13 protein-coding genes, 4 tRNA genes and 2 rRNA genes are annotated in these 17,186 nt (G+C 32.7%); 6 read left to right on the top strand and 13 right to left on the bottom strand.

The annotated features are described in order from the left end of the window. Positions 1-48: 48 nt before the first annotated feature. The 6 genes from rsmI to ISS06_01690 all read right to left on the bottom strand — a co-directional run bounded on the left by rsmI (position 49) and on the right by ISS06_01690 (position 3,573). Complete coding sequence (gene rsmI, locus ISS06_01715; GenBank protein ID MBL7053896.1) at positions 49-723, bottom strand: 16S rRNA (cytidine(1402)-2'-O)-methyltransferase; 675 nt, start codon at positions 721-723, stop codon at positions 49-51. A gap of 7 nt (positions 724-730) precedes the next feature. Then, entirely contained in the window at positions 731-2,083 is a 1,353-nt protein-coding gene (locus tag ISS06_01710; protein ID MBL7053895.1) for a hypothetical protein, read from the bottom strand. Between the two features lie 7 nt (positions 2,084-2,090). Further along, positions 2,091-3,218, bottom strand: a complete 1,128-nt coding sequence (gene dnaJ, locus ISS06_01705; GenBank protein MBL7053894.1) for a molecular chaperone DnaJ — start codon at positions 3,216-3,218, stop codon at positions 2,091-2,093. 29 nt (positions 3,219-3,247) lie between these two features. Further along, a tRNA-Trp gene (locus tag ISS06_01700) sits at positions 3,248-3,321 on the bottom strand. Further along, on the bottom strand, positions 3,322-3,477 hold the full coding sequence (gene rpmG / locus ISS06_01695) for a 50S ribosomal protein L33 (protein ID MBL7053893.1): 156 nt from the start codon (positions 3,475-3,477) through the stop codon (positions 3,322-3,324). Between the two features lie 24 nt (positions 3,478-3,501). Further along, positions 3,502-3,573, bottom strand: a tRNA-Thr gene (locus tag ISS06_01690). A 178-nt stretch (positions 3,574-3,751) separates the two neighbouring features. Here ISS06_01690 and ISS06_01685 point away from each other — a divergent pair. The 5 genes from ISS06_01685 to ISS06_01665 all read left to right on the top strand — a co-directional run bounded on the left by ISS06_01685 (position 3,752) and on the right by ISS06_01665 (position 6,594). Then, a complete protein-coding gene (locus tag ISS06_01685) occupies positions 3,752-4,528 on the top strand; it encodes an SIMPL domain-containing protein (GenBank protein ID MBL7053892.1) in 777 nt (258 codons plus the stop codon). A gap of 4 nt (positions 4,529-4,532) precedes the next feature. Further along, positions 4,533-4,615 (top strand) — tRNA-Leu (locus ISS06_01680). Positions 4,616-4,630: 15 nt separating this feature from the next. Next, positions 4,631-4,713 (top strand) — tRNA-Leu (locus ISS06_01675). Between the two features lie 14 nt (positions 4,714-4,727). Further along, positions 4,728-5,213, top strand: a complete 486-nt coding sequence (locus ISS06_01670) for a hypothetical protein (protein MBL7053891.1) — start codon at positions 4,728-4,730, stop codon at positions 5,211-5,213. An 85-nt stretch (positions 5,214-5,298) separates the two neighbouring features. Beyond that, positions 5,299-6,594 carry a nickel-dependent hydrogenase large subunit gene (locus ISS06_01665; protein ID MBL7053890.1) on the top strand — a complete coding sequence of 432 codons (1,296 nt, stop codon included), beginning with the start codon at positions 5,299-5,301 and terminating at the stop codon, positions 6,592-6,594. Here ISS06_01665 and ISS06_01660 read toward each other — a convergent pair. The 7 genes from ISS06_01660 to ISS06_01630 all read right to left on the bottom strand — a co-directional run bounded on the left by ISS06_01660 (position 6,524) and on the right by ISS06_01630 (position 15,732). Further along, entirely contained in the window at positions 6,524-6,946 is a 423-nt protein-coding gene (locus ISS06_01660) for a hypothetical protein (protein MBL7053889.1), read from the bottom strand. The genes ISS06_01665 and ISS06_01660 overlap by 71 nt on opposite strands. 12 nt (positions 6,947-6,958) lie before the next feature. Continuing rightward, the gene (locus ISS06_01655) at positions 6,959-7,351 is read right to left on the bottom strand and encodes an iron-sulfur cluster assembly scaffold protein (protein ID MBL7053888.1); all 393 of its coding nucleotides are present in this window, start codon (positions 7,349-7,351) and stop codon (positions 6,959-6,961) included. A gap of 16 nt (positions 7,352-7,367) precedes the next feature. After that, positions 7,368-8,555: a cysteine desulfurase gene (locus ISS06_01650; GenBank protein MBL7053887.1), complete on the bottom strand. Its 1,188-nt coding sequence runs from the start codon at positions 8,553-8,555 to the stop codon at positions 7,368-7,370. Positions 8,556-8,736: 181 nt separating this feature from the next. Beyond that, positions 8,737-10,422: a hypothetical protein gene (locus ISS06_01645; GenBank protein MBL7053886.1), complete on the bottom strand. Its 1,686-nt coding sequence runs from the start codon at positions 10,420-10,422 to the stop codon at positions 8,737-8,739. Positions 10,423-10,442: 20 nt separating this feature from the next. After that, complete coding sequence (locus ISS06_01640; protein MBL7053885.1) at positions 10,443-11,654, bottom strand: DNA helicase UvrD; 1,212 nt, start codon at positions 11,652-11,654, stop codon at positions 10,443-10,445. A gap of 35 nt (positions 11,655-11,689) precedes the next feature. Next, positions 11,690-11,797, bottom strand: a 5S ribosomal RNA gene (gene rrf / locus ISS06_01635). A 55-nt stretch (positions 11,798-11,852) separates the two neighbouring features. Next, positions 11,853-15,732 (bottom strand): 23S ribosomal RNA (locus ISS06_01630). Between the two features lie 367 nt (positions 15,733-16,099). Between ISS06_01630 and tsaD the strand changes: the two genes are divergently transcribed. Continuing rightward, positions 16,100-17,176, top strand: coding sequence for a tRNA (adenosine(37)-N6)-threonylcarbamoyltransferase complex transferase subunit TsaD (tsaD, locus tag ISS06_01625; protein MBL7053884.1), 1,077 nt, complete (start codon positions 16,100-16,102; stop codon positions 17,174-17,176). Positions 17,177-17,186: the final 10 nt, after the last annotated feature.

Below are 17,186 nucleotides of genomic sequence, written 5' to 3'. Positions count from 1 at the left end.
TAATCATTAATTATTTATTATTATATCAATTAAAATGAGTCAAGTAAATTATTTAGAAGAAATTGCTATTACAATCTCTCCTTTATTTATCTTGCTATCATTAGAACATTCTAACAAAACTTGTTTAATTGTTCCTCTATAAATTTTTTCAAATTTTTTTGTTATTTCCCTGGCTACCATAATCTGCCTGGCTGATAATTCAGAAATATCATTTAAGTTGTTTAATGTTTTAATAATTCTGTGAACCGATTCAAAAAATACAATTGTTTGCTTTGAATCTACTATATTTTGAAAAAATAACTGCCTATGTTTTTTCTTTGGACAAAATCCCAAAAACAAGAATTTGTCACACGGAAATCCTGAAACACTCAGGCAAGCTGTCACTGAACTTGGTCCTGGAATTGGGACAACCTCTAATTTATTTATTTTAGCTATTGCTAAATTAACTAATTTATTGCCTGGGTCAGAAATTCCTGGAGTACCAGCATCACAAACAAGAGCTAATGTTTTATCTTCTAATAATTCTAAAATATAATTAATTTTTTTAATTTTAGAATGTTGGTGATAAGAAAGTACTTTTGTATTTATTTTATAAAAAAACAACAATTTACTTGTTCTTCTAGTATCTTCACATAAAATTAAATCAACCTTTTTTAAAACTTCAATGGCTCTAAAACTAATATCGTTTAGATTTCCAATTGGAGTGGCTACAATATATAACATAAAAAAATTAAGCTGTTGGCAAATTAAATGGAGGTTCTCCTTTTTTACTGCCTGTTTTTTTAATTAACGGAGATGAAATTTTTGAACATGGAAAATGATAAATAGTTGCTAGCTCTTCTATGTTTAGAATATCTTTTTTCTGGTTTGAAGAAATCTTGATTGTTAATAATTTAGCAATTTTTTTAAATATTTTTTGAGTTCCTGTTTCAAAAGACCAACTAGCAGCCCTCTTTTTATAAGCTTTAATAATAGCTGTTTTTTTATAAGATATTTTTGCCTGATTTGGTATTATCCTAACTGCTCTTGTATTCAATTTTTTATCTGGCATTAAACCATTCATATCCAAGGTATTAATTGATTTTAAAGCACTTAATACTCCTATGACTCCTTTGTTTTCATTAAAAACTTCTTTGGTTGCTAAATAAATTAACCTAATTCTAATATTAAAACATGTTTTTGACAGTTTTGCCTCCACTGCATCCAAAACTCTTCTTTCTCCCGGAGTTAAAACTATTTTTTTGTCTTCTTCTTTTGGTTTCTCCACTGTAAAAATTTGTTCAATTATTTTAGAAATAAAAGCGACTGGAAAATAAATCATTTTTTCAAAAAAAGATTCTTTTAATTTTATCTTTTCTCCTTTAATTTTCTTTATTACATTTTTTCCTTGTTTTCTAATATCCTTATTAATAGCAGGAGTAATAATAATTTGAAACCAAGCCTGTTCTCCTGACTGAAGTTTGCTTAAAATTTCTAACATATTTCCCATTGGGTCTTTTAACTCTTTACTCATTTGATGCTCAAAAGCTGGATAAGTTTTTATGGGATATGGATTTGAGTTATAAAGAACTATGTCAGACCCCCAGATATCATATTTTTCATCTGGAAACTTATCCGGAGCACTATTAACATAATCATCAACTTCAAAAATCTCCACCAAAGGATAACTTGTATAAATTGCTGATTCAACTACATCTTTAAACTGAACTGGCATTCTAATATAAAATTGTATTTTTCCTTCAATGCTAGCGATTTCAACTGAAATACTAAGTTGTGATTTTCCATAAAAATATTTATCAATCCAATCCATGTCTGTCTTGATCCCTGAAAAACTAGCAAACAATCTTTCAATTGACTCTGGGCCTTGATCATTATCTCTAGGAATATTTACAGATAAAATAATATATTCTTGTTTAGCTAAAAACTTTCTCCTCATATATGATAGCCAATTTTGTCTAATCAAACGAAAAATAATCCATAAAAATAAATATAAAAAAATGGCAATCAAAAACCATTTAATATAGTAATAATATATTGGATTAAACAAAAAAGATAAAAAATTTAAATTAAGATTAATTTCCATAAATGTTTTACAACCCTTGTTGTTTTAATTCTTTTAGTATTTTCTTTTGTTTGCCTGTTAAATGTTTAGGAATTTTAATTGTTATTTTAACAATTTGATCCCCTCTTTTATTAGATGTTCTAGTAGATAAATATGGTATCCCTCTTTTTCTCAGTATAAATTCTTGCCCAGAATGCGTGCCAGCCGGAATTTTTAATTTTACTTCCTTGTCTAATGTTTGAACATCTATTTTGTCTCCTAAAGTTGCTTGAGAAATATTTATGGTTTCTTCTGAATAAACATCATATCCTTTCCTGCGAAACAATGGATGGTCTCTGATTAAAACTTTTATATACAAATCACTAGAAGCAACTCCTTGGCCACCAAAATCTCCTTGCTGAGGAAACCTAATAATTTGGCCATTGTCTATGCCGGCTGGTATTTTTAAATTAACATCTGAACTGCCTTTTAATTTGCCATGGCCATCACATTTAGCACATTTTTTTTCAGGGATTTGACCTTGCCCACGACATTGTTCACATATTCCGGTTGTTTGAAATACTCCAAAAAATGTTTGTCTAGCGCTTACTGTTTGCCCCTTGCCTGAACAATTAGAGCAGGTAACCAGTTTACTTCCTGAAGCAACTCCCTGCCCATTACATTCTTCGCATTTTATATTTTTGTCTAATTTTATTTTCTTAGCAACCCCAAAAGCAGCTTCCTTAAAATCAATTGCAATTTCTATTTGGATATCTCTTGCTTGCCTGCTCCCTCTCTCTTGTGTTCTACTTGAATTAAACAAACTATCAAAAATATCTCCCAATCCTTCAAATCCTGATCCATTAAAACTTGCCCCGGATGATTGACCTTTCATTGCATCAGCATATGTTGCCCAATCTCCAAAATTCTGAAAACCTTCAAACCCTCCCCTTGATTGAGCTTGTTCAAAGGCACTACCATACTGGTCATACATTTCCCTTTTTTTAGAATCTGACAGAATTTGATAAGCTTCATTAATTTCTTTAAATTTAGTTGCATCTCCAGTTCCTTTGTCTGGATGATGTTTTTGCGCCAACTTTCTAAATGCTTTTTTTATTTCAGGTTGAGAAGCGCTTTTATCAATTCCTAAAACTTTATAATAATCCTTGTCTGACATAATGTTATGGTTATTAAAAACAAAACAACTGGCAGGGGCGGAGGGAATCGAACCCCCGACAAGAGTTTTGGAGACTCTTGTGATACCACTTCACCACACCCCCCTATTTTGTTTCTTTATGCTTGGTGTGGTGCTTACACCATTTGCAATATTTTCTAAGCTCAAGTCGTTCTTTGATTAATTTTTTATTTTTTCTGGAAAAATAATTTATTCTTTTACACTCTGAACACTCAAATTTAATTAAATTTTCTTGACTCATAAATTAATTCTAATTGATTAAAAAAGCCGAGAGCGAGATTCGAACTCGCGGCCTATTGTTTACAAAACAATTGCTCTACCACTGAGCTATCTCGGCACAGGGAGTCAGTCCCTACTCAAGGGGGCCTAATCCTTATATTAAAATGCTATTTTTTTATTCCTTACGACCATAAGCATAGCAAATAATTAGAAAAATTTCAAGTGATGTTTTATTGACTTTAATACAAAACATATTATAATTAAAATAACATTTTATTATTAAAAGCTCAAAAAATATGAAAAATTTTGAAACTAAGAAAAAATATTTAACAATTATATTGCTAGTGATAGTCAGTGTTTTCTTGATTTTTTCTATTGCCTTGATATTTGTAAATATAAATAATAAAATCCAAACAGGAAAATACATTGGACAAGAAATTGAATTTAAAAACACAATCTATATAGCTGGCGAAGGCATTGTTTATGCTATCCCAGACACTGGGTTGATATCTATTTCAGTCATCACTGAAAAGCTAACCGTTGAGCTTGCTATGTCTGAGAATACAGCCAAAATGAATAAAATTATTTCAGGAATCAAAAAACAACGAGTAAAAGAGAAAGATATCAAAACTACTAAACTTAATATTTATCCGAAGTATAATTGGGAAGAAAAACAAAGAAAACTAATCGGCTATGAAGTCAGGCAAACAATAAAGATAAAAATTAGAGATTTAGATAAAGCAGGAGATATTATTCAACAAGCAACAAGCAACGGAGCCAATAGTATAAGTGATTTACAATTTATAATAGATAATGAAGATGAGCTAAAAAAACAAGCTCGCACATTAGCAATCAAACAAGCCAAAGCAAAGGCAAAAGAAATAGGCAAGGAATTAGGGGTTGAGATTATTCGAATTGTTGATTTTAATGAATCATCAACACAGCCAATAATGCCTATGTATAGAACAAAAGGACTTAGTTATGCCATGGAAGATTCTACTTCTGTCCCACAGATAGAAACAGGCGAAAACGAAATAAAAGTTAATGTCAATATAACTTTTGAAATAATATAAATAAGCCGGGATGGTGGAACGGTATACACGAGAGACTTAAAATCTCTTGGGCGCAAGCCCTTGTGGGTTCGAATCCCACTCCCGGTATTATTATTTTTTACAGCCCCTGTGGTGGAATTGGTATACACGACAGGTTTAGGACCTGTTGGCTTTTGGCCTTAGAGGTTCGAGTCCTCTCAGGGGCATTTTAAATATATTTATGGCAAAACAAAAAAAATTAAGAATTGGCTGGTTCAGTTTTACTTGTTGTGAAGACAGTACCATTGTTTTTACAGAGCTTTTAAACGATTATTGGGATGAATGGACAAAAGTTATAGATTTTTACCATGTTAAAATATTAAAAAGCAATAACAAATTAGACAATCTTGATGTCGCCTTTATTGAAGGGGCGATTTCTTCTTTAAGTCAAGCTAAACAAGTTAAAAAAATCAGAGCTAATGCCAAGCAAGTAGTGGCTATTGGTTCTTGTGCTATCACATCAATGCCTTCTGCTCATAGAAATGAATTCCCTAAACAAGTTCAATCTGAAATTGATTTTTTAATAAAAAAATTTCATTATGGTCAGAAAGTTAAAAAATTAGCACAAGTTATAAAAATTGACGAACAAGTTCCTGGTTGTCCAATGGATGAAGCAAAATTTTTATTAATAGTAAACAAAATGTTAAAACATTTCAAAATTAAATAATCATTAATCACTAATCATTAATAACTAATCACTAATCAATAATCACTAATCAATAATCACTAATCACTAATCAATAATCAATCTCATGCATCAATCTGATTTTAAATTAAACATAAAAGAAATCACCAAAGTCGAGGGCTCGGCTGAGCTTGAAGTTAAGGTTGTCAAATCAAAAGTAAAATATGTCAAATTCAAGATAAAAGATTTTAAAAGATTTTACACTCAAGCAATTCAAGGAAAATCAGCTTTGGCTGTGCCACAAATGCTAGCCCGTATCTGCGGAACTTGTAGCAACGCTCATTTAATGGCTTCTATTGAAGCAATTGAAAAGGCCTGTGATTTTAAGCCATCAATTCAAACAATGGTTTTAAGAAAATTGGCCTATCATGGATTAATTATTCGTGACCATGCTTTACATTTATATGTTTTTGTCTTGCCTGATTTATTTAATAAAGATTCTTTATTAGATTTTGATGAAAACAATCAACGAGAACATCAATTTTTACATGATACTTTTAAAGTAAAATCAGCTGGAAACAATTTATCAATTTTTACAGCCGGCCGAAGCGTTCACTCTCCCTATCCAGTAGTAGGTGGATTTCTTAAAACGCCAGCTGAAGAAAAAAAACAAAATATAATAGAAAAACTTGAACAAGCTCGACCAGCTGTATTAAGATTGATAAATATTTATAAAAATTCAAAATTCAATCTAATCAGAAAAACAGATTATGTTTGCTTAAAGGCAAATCCATTCTCATATCTTGAAGGGCAACTTTATAATCAAAACAAATTAATTGCTGAAGAAAAAGATTTTCGTCAACATTTTGAACATGTTGTCCTGCCATATTCACAAGCATCTGCCTATACCTTCAAAGGAAAACCTTATCAAGTCGGTGCTTTAGCTAGAATAAATATCAATCAACAAGCATTACATGATAAAACAAAAAAAAGTGCAACATCTGCACTTAAAAGTTTTCCTTCAAATAATATTTATCATAATAATCTTGCCCAAGCTATTGAAATACTACACTCTATTGATGAATCAATTGATTTACTTAATAATTTTAAATTCAAACCCGAAGAACCAACTAAACTAAAAATTAAAAAATCTATTGGCATTGGCGTGATTGAAGCCCCTAGAGGAACTCTTTACCATAAATTAGAAATAGATAATCAAGGCATAATTAAAAAAGGCGAAGTAATTGTTCCTACCGGACAAAATCAATTATCAATTGAACTTGATATTGCTGAATTTATTCAAAACAATATAGACATGGACCAGGCACAATTATCGCTTCAATGTGAAAAAATCATAAGAGCTTATGATCCTTGTATGAGTTGTGCTTCTCATTTTTTAAAATTAAATCTGACAAGAAAATAGATACTTCAGTTATTGCTTTGTCTTTATTATAAAACATTGGTATTCCAATAATATAAATACCAATATTTTTTTTAATTTTTTTAATCAATTTTAGATAAAAAGATAAGTCAAAATCATGAACCGTAATCATCTTTTTATTAACTGATATATCAGTAGCGTCAATAACATCAACTTTGTTAATTCCTTTTACAGTATCAATGATAATCAACGAATCGTTTGCATAAACATCTAATTCATTTGGATCTTTTGTTCGCCACTCTATCTTAGGGAATTTTTCTTTCAACCTCGGCAAGATTGAACAAGGAATTGAATCAAAATCTAAATCAAGGTTACCAAAAACATAAACAATCATATATTTTTTACTTTAAGCAGCTGCCTTGTTTTTCTTTTCCTTATAATCATCTAAGGCCGACTTTAATGCCTCTTCTGCCAAAACCGTGCAATGATATTTATGATTTGGAACTTCTCCTAATTCTTTCATTATTTTTTCATGAGAAAAATTTACTACTTCTGCTATTTTCTTTCCTTTTATTAATTCTGTCAAAACAGAAGTAGATGAAATTGCAGCTGCACAACCATATGTCTGAAACTTTACATCAACAATTCTTTCATCTTTAATTTTTAAATATAATTCCATTATATCCCCACAAGTTACATTGCCAACATGACCAACGCCATCAGGATTTTTCATTTTTCCCATATTTTTTGGATGGAGAAAATACTCCATTATTTTACTATTTTCATCAAAACATCCCATAAAATATACTTTATTATTATTTAATTGGTGAAATTTCTCTTAAACGAATCACTATTTGAATTAAATTTTTAATAGTATAATCAATTTCTCTTTTATTGGTCCACCTCCCTAAACTAAAACGAATTGAGCCGTGTGATGCTTCAGCAGACCTGCCAATTGCCATTAAAACATGAGAAGGTTGAAGCGATTCAGAAGAACAAGCCGAGCCAGTTGAAACAGCAATCCCCTTGGCATCCAATGAAATTAAAATTGCCTCGCCTTCTATTTTCTTTATGCTAATATTAGCATTATTTGGCAATCTTTTACTTGGATGTCCATTTAATTTTGTATGTTCAATTTTTTCTAAAACTTGTTGAATTAAATAATCCCTTAATTCTATTAATTTATCTGCTTCTGGTTTTAATTCTTGTTGAGCTATCTCGCAAGCCCTGCCAAAACCAAGGATTGAGGCTAAGTTTTCGGTTGACCCTCTTCTTCTTTTCTCTTGTTCTCCGCCATGAAGCAATGGTTCTAATTTTATCCCTGGTTTAACATACAAGGCTCCAATTCCTTTTGGTCCATATAATTTATGAGCAGACATTGAGAGCATGTCAACTCCCAAATCTTTTACATCTATTTCAATGTGCCCTGCTGTCTGGACTGCGTCTGTATGAAAATAAAGCGGATTTTTATTATTATTTGCTTCTCTTGTTTGTCTAACATTGTTAATTATTTTAGCCATGGCCTTGATTGACTGAATTGTGCCTATTTCATTATTAGCATGCATGATTGAGACCAAGACGGTATTTGGTTTAATTGCTTGTTCTAATTTATTAACATCAACTAAGCCATCTTCGTCAATTGATAAAAAAGTTGTATCAACTCCTTGTTTTTTTAAAAAATTATATGGCTCTAAAACAGCTGGATGTTCTATTTTGGATGTAATAAAATGAGGGGCTACTATGTTTTGTTTAAAAAATATTCCTTTAATTGCCAAATTATTTGCTTCTGTGCCACCACTTGTAAAAATTATTTCATCTGGATTACTTTTAATTAAGCTAGCTACTTGTTTTCTAGCTAATTCTACTCCCCTTTTACTTTCTTGTCCAAACTCGTGTAAACTAGATGGATTACCATAGACACGATTAAAATAAGGGAGCATTTGTTTTAATACCCTCTTGTCAGTTGGAGTTGTGGCTGCATAATCAAGATAAACTTTTTTCATATGTCTAATATTATCTTATTTAGGCCTTTTGTCAATATCTCTTTTTTCCTTTAATTAAATCATGTCCAGACAAAATATCCTCACAAATAAAATCCTCCAAAATATCTGTATTTATTATTTTCAAAACTTTATAAAGTTTGTTAATATAATTATCTTTTATAAGGTTTCAAATATTAATAAACTATTCCATGTCTGCTGTTTTTGGCCATAAATTGGATTGGTCTTCTATCAATAGTTTTTGTTTAGTTTTATTATTTTCCCTAACTGCTTGCTTAATGTTCTTAGTAAAAAGTTCTTTTAAAAAAAATTCTGCCTTGTGATTGTCTCCAAAGTAGTATTTTAATAATATGTCTTTTGCTTGTTTATATTTTCTCTGATAAAAATATGTTAAAGCTAAATTTTCATAAGCATTTGAATATTGGGGGGAAACTTTTAATGTTTTTAAAAATTGTTTTTCAGCTGAATCATAATCCTGTCTGTATAAATAAATAAGCCCTAAGTTATTGACTGCATGAGGGTAATGCGGATAAATTTTATTAGCAATTAAAATTTCTTGCTCTGCTTTAACATACTCTCTATCTAATATATGCATTGCCCCTAAGTTAGAACGAGACAAAACACTGTTTGGTGATTTAATAGCCGCTGACTTGAATAGAGTTTTTTCATCTTTCCATTCCAAGCTTCTGTCATAACTTGCATAACTATAAAAAAATATTAAGAATATAAAAATTATTAGCCAAACAAGATTAAATATTTTACTGGGTTTTAATTTTTTGATAAACAAAAAAAACAAAGCCAAAAAAATACATATGCCAGCACTAGGAAAATACATCAACCTCTCCCCCATAATAGTTCCAATTGGCCAACCTAAATTAGATATTAATAAATAAGGCCACCAGAAAAAATTACCAGCCAAAGATATGGTTAAAATAGAAGAACTTCTCTTAAAAAATGGCCAACAAATTAAAATTAAAAAAACCAAACTAATAAAAACACCTGCCAATGTATATAAATCTGTATATTTATCAACCATGGTTATTTGATTATATGAATAATCAGAAGAAAGATTTGTGCCTAATAAAGTTTTTTGTAAATAAAGATATAAAACTTTAAAGCCAGTTAAAACTCTTTCTTTAATGGTTACAAACTTTAATGGATTTTCTACAAGCGTAGCATTATTAGTTAATAAATTTTCTCCTAAAACTAAAATGCGGATTAAAAAATATATTAAAAAAGTAAATACTAAGCTTAGCCAAGAATAGATATAATTTCTAAAATCAAAAACAACTAGACAAAAGAAAATTGGGATAACAGCCATGGCTGTTTCTTTGCTTAAAAGCCCTGATAACAAAAACAAACAAGCTAGCCCAATTTTTAACCTTGATTTAGACTTATTCTTAATCAATAGAATAAAACAAAGTAAAGAGAAACCAAAGCCAAGTAATTCTGCTCGACCAATTATGCCTACTACTGCTTCTGTGTGAATCGGCAAAACTAAAAATAACAATGAACTTAAAATTGGTAAATATTTTTGCTTGCTTATTTTTTTTAACAACAAAAACAACAACCAAGAATTAATAATATGCAAAATGATGTTAATTAAATGATAAGACCAAGGTTTTATGCCAAATAAAAAATAATTCAACGAAAAACTAGCTACTGTTACTGGGCGATAAACTCCTGAAGTTTCTCCAGCGTAATAACTAGTAAAAATTTTAAAAAAATTACTTGGTTGCTTAATAAATTCATTATTTTTAACTCTTGGAACATCATCAAAAACAAAGTCATAATTAATAGTAATGCCAAAAATTAAAAAAGCCAAACAAATAAAGAGTAAAAAAATTGCCAAGGGTTTTAAAAAATTCATCATAATTAAAACAATTTTTTTTATTTTTTTAATTTTTTATTTAAAATATCAATTTTACCGTAAAAACCATCATAACCAGAATGTCTAACAACGTCTCCCTTCCTCATATTTATAATGGCCTTAGAAATAATCGGCTCAACAATTTTATTTAATTCAACATGGTTTACATTTAACAATATATTGAATTCATTTTTAAACGCCTTAATTAACTTAAAATATTGTTTGGCAACTGTTTTAGTTTTGGGCCCTTTCCCAAGCACTTGAGACAATATGTCCATTAATGGAATTATACTTTTATACTTGATCGCTTTTTTAGGCCTTATCCCCTCTATCCTGCTAGCCAAGTCATTAACTCTATGGACAACTCCAATGGTTAGTGGTCGGTGGCATTTTGGACAAATTTTTTTATGCTTGATTGTTTCAGCAGGACTCATTCTAATATTACAATTTCTGTGCCCATCTAAATGATATTTTCCTTGTTCTGGAAAAAACTCAATTGTATATTTAAATCCTTTTCTTGTTTTTATTGTTTTAATAATATTCTGATAACTGATATTTTTTATTTCAAACACATTTGCTTCTCTGCCCAAATTTAAAGGAGAATGGGCGTCTGAATTACTTATCAAAGTAAATCTATCCAATTCTGGCCACTGCCAACACATAAGCGGGTTTGCTGAAAGCCCTGTTTCTAAAGCATGAATATGTGGGGTCAACTCTTCAAAACACTCTGTAATAGAATCAAACCCGGATTTAGAACCAAAAACAGAAAACCATGGAGTCCAAATATGAGCTGGAACAAGAAAAGCCTTGTCTGATATATTGAAAATTATGGTGGCTAAATCCTTAACATCAATTCCTAAGATAGGTCGTCCATCTGACCTTATATTAAACCTTTTATCTAAGGTTTTATTTATTTTGGCAGCCACTTCCAAATTAGGAGCGAAAACAAGTAAATGAATTTTTCTAGTCTGCCCATTCTTTTTATAAATACACGAAAGTTCTGTTGTTATTATAAAATAAACAGATGATTCTTTAATCTGATAAAGCCCTGTGTTTACCTCTTTTAATTTTGTTTTCAAAATTTTAAACCAGGATGGGTGAGTAAAATCACCAGTGGCTACAACATTTATCCCTTTAATTTCAGACCATTTAGCAATATGCTCTAAGTCCATTTTAGGAGAAGTTGCTCTTGAATATTTAGAATGAATATGAAAATCAGTAATATATTCCATACAATAATTATAACATAAAAAAAATAAACCCATAATTCTGGCGCTGACCTACTCTCGCCCATTGGACTACCATCGGCCCTGAGAGACTTAACTTCTGTGTTCGAGATGGGAACAGGTGTTGCCCTCTCGGTAGAAGCGCCAGAATTATGAGTTTATTATATCATATAAAGATACAAAAAATGCTCGTTAGCTAAGTGGTAAAATAGAGATTTGATTTATTAGTACTCCTCAGCTGAATCCATTACTGGACTTACACTTAGAGCCTATATACCCGGTCATCTCCCGGGGATCTTCATTATTTAAAAAATTAAATAAAACGAAACCTAATCTTGGGGACAGCTTCACGCTTATATGCTTTCAGCGTTTATCAAAACCAAACATAGCTACCCAGCAATGCCCTTGGCAGAACAACTGGTGCACCAGAGGTTTGTCCTTTGAGGTCCTCTCGTACTATCAAAGGGACCCCTCAAGTTTCGAACGTTTACGATAGATAGGAGGCCGAACTGTTTTACAACGTTCTGAACCCAGCTCGCGTACCCTTTTAATTGGCGAACAGCCAAACCCTTGGGAGCTTCTTCACCCCCAGGATAGGATAAGCCGACATCGAGGTGCCGAACTTCGCCGTCGATATGAACTCTTAAGCGAAACCAGCCTGTTATCCCCGGAGTAGCTTTTATCCGTTGATCTCCACCGCTCCTATAAGCAAGTGTCGGTTCACTAAGTTCGAGTTTCCTCTCGGCTCGACTTGTAGGTCTTGCCGTCAAGCTAACTTATGCCTTTGTACGTCCAGCACGATTTCCATCCGTGCCAAGTTAACCTTTAAGCGCCTCAGTTACTCTTTATGAGGCATCCGCCCCAGATAAACTGCCAGCCAGATACTGTCTCCCGAATAAATCGGGATTAGAAATAAAAATATACAAGGGTGGTATCTCACTGATGCTTTGCACAAAAGTGCAAAGCTCCCACCTATTACTGAACAGGTGTATTCCTATTCCAATATCAAGTTACAGTAAAGCTTCACGGGGTCTTTTCGTCTTATCGTAAATAGAGCGCATCTTCACGCCCACTGCAATTTCGTCGAGTCCCTTGTTGAGACAGTTGTCAAGTCGTTACTCCGTTCGTGCAGGTCGGAAATTACCCGACAAGGAATTTCGCTACCTTAGGACGATTCATGATGTTAATCCATTTAACTAAATTGTCAATGGACCTCCCTTATTAATTTAAGGGCTCTATGTCTCCATAGAGATCGGACTATATCATCCGCTTACGCTTTCTTTCGAAATGCGCGCGGTTTGGCGTATAGTCTCTGAGGATTCTCTCTTAGAGAAACCAAAACATTGTTTTGATTATACTTGTGCGTTCTCCCTCTTCCTTTGTTTAATTTTTCTCTTAATGCCACAATTTGCTTTAACCCTTTGGTTGTTAAATGCTCTTTGTTGAGCACTAGTTTAGCAATCTGACAAAAAATGAAAAAATTTTTCTTCTTTGTTTGAGAGAGAAAGTTAAATCTTTTGAAAAAAGGAATCACCTTTTCTTCAATAGATGTTGGGTTGCTTACAGAATACATAAACAAGCCATCTTTTTTGCGTTGATTTAATCTACCACATCCAAGAATTTTCTTGAATTGAGAAAGAATATAACTTTCTTTTTGAGAAACATTAAAGGTTAACACTACTTGCCAACCAATTGTATGGTCTTCTCTTTTTCTCAAAGAAACGTTAAAACTTCCTTCTCCATCTGCAAAGCCAGCTAAATAATAGCCAACTTTTAATGGTATGTTTTTCAACCATTTTTCTCTGTTGTTCATATTTTTGAGAGTCTTTCCTGCGGATTGTCCTGTGCCTCACGACAATGAGGACTAATTAAAGGATTTTTACTGGCTTCGACCTTTTATTATTACAAAGCCGAGTACCTTTAATATTTAACAGGGTTTTCCCGCAAATAGCCAAATTTATTTAGATAACTACAACCGTCCAGTTTATAGTTATCGCCGGCGTTCATCAGCGCTTCAATTCAATGCTCAACTAATAAATTAGTATCACAAATCCTCTTAACGTTCTGACACTGGCCAGGAGTCAGCCCCTATACATCACCTTACGGTTTAAGCAGGGACCTGTGTTTTTGATAAACAGTCGCTCGACAGACTTTCGCTGCGGCCCTACCAAAAGTAGGGCAGGGTTTATCCCGAAGTTACACCCGCTTTTTTGCCGAATTCCTTAACAAGGGTTCTCTCGTACACCTTAGGATACTCTCCTCGTCCACCTGTGTTGGTTTACGGTACGGACTTAATATTTTTTAAATTCTTAGAAGTTTTTCTTGGCTCCCTCGACCCTAGAATTTCCCCTTACGAGGATTTCACTCATAACAAACTTTTACTCTTCGGATTTACCTAAAGAGCCCATTCATTACTTAGACGCAAATAGCCAGATTACGCTCTAAGCGAGAAGAAGCGTCACTCCATCAGAAAAAATATTAAGGGGGCGGAATATTAACCGCCTGTCCATCGCTCCACCCTTTCGGGCAAAAGCTTAGGACCGCCTAACCCTGGGATGACAATCAGCGCCCAGGAAACCTTGGACTTACGGTGGTTCGGATTCTCACCGAACTTTTTACTACTCATGCCAACATTTTCTCTTCTCTACGCTCCATCAAACCTTACGATTTGACTTCAATGCCTAGAGAATGCTCCCCTACCAACGCAAACAAAAGTTTACGCTCCTCATCTTCGGTACCAAATTTGAGCCCCGATACATTTTAAGCGCAGAATAACTTAACCAGTGAGCTGTTACGCTTTCTTTAAAGGATGGCTGCTTCTAAGCCAACCTCCTGATTGTCAAAGTCATTTCACCACCTTTAACACTTAATTTGGATTTAGGGACCTTAGATTGAGGTCTGGGCTGTTTCCCTTTCGACCAATGGAGCTTTGCCCCCATGGTCTGACTCTGCCTATAAATAATTTTGGTATTCGGAGTTTGGTTGAATAAGGTAGGATTTCTCCACCCTTACCCATTCAGTGCTCTACCCCCAAAACAAATTGAGACAGGCTAGCCCTAAAGCTATTTCGGGGAGAACCAGCTATTACTGTGTTCGATTGGCTTTTTACCCCTATCCACAGGTCATCCGATGGCATTACACGACCAACCGGTTCGGGCCTCCCTTCAAATTTCTTTGAAGTTCACCCTGCCCATGGATAGATCACACAGTTTCGGGTCTTTTCCATTATATAAAATCGCACTATTAATACTTGCTTTCGCTACGGCTTCGTTTATGTTTAAACTTAACCAAACATAATAGAAAAACTCGTTGGCTCATTCTCCAAAAGGAACGCCATCACCCAATTATCTGTAAACAGATAACAGGCTCTGACTCTTTGTAAGCATATGGTTTCAGGTACTTTTCATCGCCCTCACCGGGCTACTTTTCACCTTTCCCTCACGGTACTAGTTCACTATCGGTCACTAAAAGTATTTAGTCTTAGGTGATAGTCCACCTTGATTCGTACTGGGTTTCACGTGTCCAGCACTACTTGGGAATAATTAACTATTAAAACAAAATTTTTTTCACTTACGGGACTTTCACCCTCTGTGGTTGGATATTCCAAACCATTCAATTAAAAATAATAATTTTAACTTCATCTAGCAGGAGATAAAACATTAACTACCCCGCTACCCTCTATAAAATATTTTGGCCCTGTTACCTTTTAGCGAGTAAAAGATTATGTCAAAGACAAATCTTTTAAACACCTTAGATTCTATAGAGTTTAGACTGAGTTTATTAAACATAAGTAAACTTAAATCTAATAAACAATCCCCTTTCGCTCGCCGCTACTGAGAGAATATCTCTGTCAAAAGACAGAATTTTTTTCCTTTCCTCTGGCTACTGAGATGTTTCACTTCGCCAGGTTCCCGTCTGCTTTTAAAAAACAGACATCACGGTTTATGCCATGATAGGTTTCCCTATTCGGAAATCCCCGGATCAAAGGTTGCTTGCCACCTTCCCGAGGCTTATCGCAGGCTACTACGTCCTTCATCGGCTTTTAGTGCCAAGGCATCCACCATATGCAATATGTTCTCTATTTTACCACTTAATTAACGAGCAAAGTAAATTTTGCTCTTTAATTATTTTTTTGTTAAATTGTTTTAAGACAAGATAAATCCTGCCTCTTGCAGTGTTATTTAACAAAAAGAAGATACACTTAATATCTTTTTATTCAATTGTCAAAGAACAAACAAAAAAACCGCTTATCAGCGGTTTTGATCTGTGCTCTAAAAGCAACTAAATGATTTAACCATCTGATAAATTAAAATTAATTGGATTGTTTTTTTGCATTAAATTTAACATTAATTATGTTGTAAATTCTTTGTTATTAATATAATATAAATTAAAACAAATGTCAACTACTTCTAAGTGTGGATAACTTAAATATTTATGTTAAAATAAACATTATGAATAATAACCAAAAATACATTATTTTAGGAATTGAAACATCATGCGATGAAACAGCTAGCTCTGTTTTAGAAATAAAATCTTTATCAAAACAAATTAAAATTAAAACTATTTCTAATATTGTTTCTTCTCAAATAAAAATACACCGTCAACACGGTGGCATAATTCCAGAAGTAGCTGCGAGGGCTCATATTGAAAATATTCTAGCCGTGGTAAAAGAATCATTAAAAAACTTAAAAAATCCAGCCAAACAAATTGACCTAATTGCAGTCACTAATGGTCCTGGGTTAATAACATCTTTATTAGTAGGAGTAGAGACAGCCAAGACACTATCATTTGGCTGGCAAAAACCATTAATCCAAGTCAATCATTTAGCCGGTCATATTTTTGCTAATTTTTTTAATGAACAACCAAATATGTTTCCCTCCATAAGCTTGATTGTTTCTGGCGGACACACTGAATTAGGCATAATACAAAAACAAGGCCAATATAAAAAGATCGGACAGACAAGAGATGATGCAGCTGGTGAATGCTTTGATAAAATAGCCAAACTTTTAAACCTTAATTATCCTGGCGGACCAGAAATTTCAAAATTTGCTAAACAATGTACTAACGCTAGCTTAATCAAATTGCCAAGACCAATGATTAATTCAGCTGATTTTGATTTTAGTTTTTCAGGATTAAAAACAGCTGTTTTATATCTAATAAAAAAGAATAAAGATAAATTAAAAAATAAAAAATTTGTTACCTGTGTTTGCGCTGAATCCCAACAAGCAATTATTGATGTACTTGTCAGTAAAACAATCAAGGCAATAAAAAAACACCAAGCAAAAGCCTGCTTTTTGTCAGGCGGAGTAGCGGCTAATGACGAATTAAGAAATCAGTTAAAAGTAGCTGTTGATGACTTAAATGATAAAATAATTTTTACTGTTCCCTCAAAAAAACTATGTACTGACAATGCAGCCATGATCGCTTTAGCAGGTTATTTTAAGTATAAAACGCTATCCCAAAAAGAAAAAAACCAATTAAAAAATAATTGGCAAAAAATAAAATCCGACCCAAACCTAAGTATTTAATTATGCTTCT

The organism is Patescibacteria group bacterium, assembly GCA_016784145.1.
Taxonomy (GTDB): Bacteria; Patescibacteriota; Patescibacteriia; order UBA2591; family UBA6264; genus BS150m-G65.
This window is presented reverse-complemented; position numbering and strand designations above follow the sequence as displayed.

Excerpts from the sequence above, each read along its gene's own strand:
- rsmI (MBL7053896.1), bottom strand. The coding sequence starts at position 723 with ATGTTATATATTGTAGCCACTCCAATTGGAAATCTAAACGATATTAGT.
- ISS06_01640 (MBL7053885.1), bottom strand. The coding sequence starts at position 11,654 with ATGGAATATATTACTGATTTTCATATTCATTCTAAATATTCAAGAGCA.
- ISS06_01645 (MBL7053886.1), bottom strand. The coding sequence starts at position 10,422 with ATGAATTTTTTAAAACCCTTGGCAATTTTTTTACTCTTTATTTGTTTG.
- ISS06_01665 (MBL7053890.1), top strand. The coding sequence starts at position 5,299 with ATGCATCAATCTGATTTTAAATTAAACATAAAAGAAATCACCAAAGTC.
- tsaD (MBL7053884.1), top strand. The coding sequence starts at position 16,100 with ATGAATAATAACCAAAAATACATTATTTTAGGAATTGAAACATCATGC.
- rpmG (MBL7053893.1), bottom strand. The coding sequence starts at position 3,477 with ATGAGTCAAGAAAATTTAATTAAATTTGAGTGTTCAGAGTGTAAAAGA.
- ISS06_01650 (MBL7053887.1), bottom strand. The coding sequence starts at position 8,555 with ATGAAAAAAGTTTATCTTGATTATGCAGCCACAACTCCAACTGACAAG.
- ISS06_01660 (MBL7053889.1), bottom strand. The coding sequence starts at position 6,946 with ATGATTGTTTATGTTTTTGGTAACCTTGATTTAGATTTTGATTCAATT.
- ISS06_01655 (MBL7053888.1), bottom strand. The coding sequence starts at position 7,351 with ATGGGATGTTTTGATGAAAATAGTAAAATAATGGAGTATTTTCTCCAT.
- ISS06_01685 (MBL7053892.1), top strand. The coding sequence starts at position 3,752 with ATGAAAAATTTTGAAACTAAGAAAAAATATTTAACAATTATATTGCTA.
- ISS06_01710 (MBL7053895.1), bottom strand. The coding sequence starts at position 2,083 with ATGGAAATTAATCTTAATTTAAATTTTTTATCTTTTTTGTTTAATCCA.
- ISS06_01670 (MBL7053891.1), top strand. The coding sequence starts at position 4,728 with ATGGCAAAACAAAAAAAATTAAGAATTGGCTGGTTCAGTTTTACTTGT.
- dnaJ (MBL7053894.1), bottom strand. The coding sequence starts at position 3,218 with ATGTCAGACAAGGATTATTATAAAGTTTTAGGAATTGATAAAAGCGCT.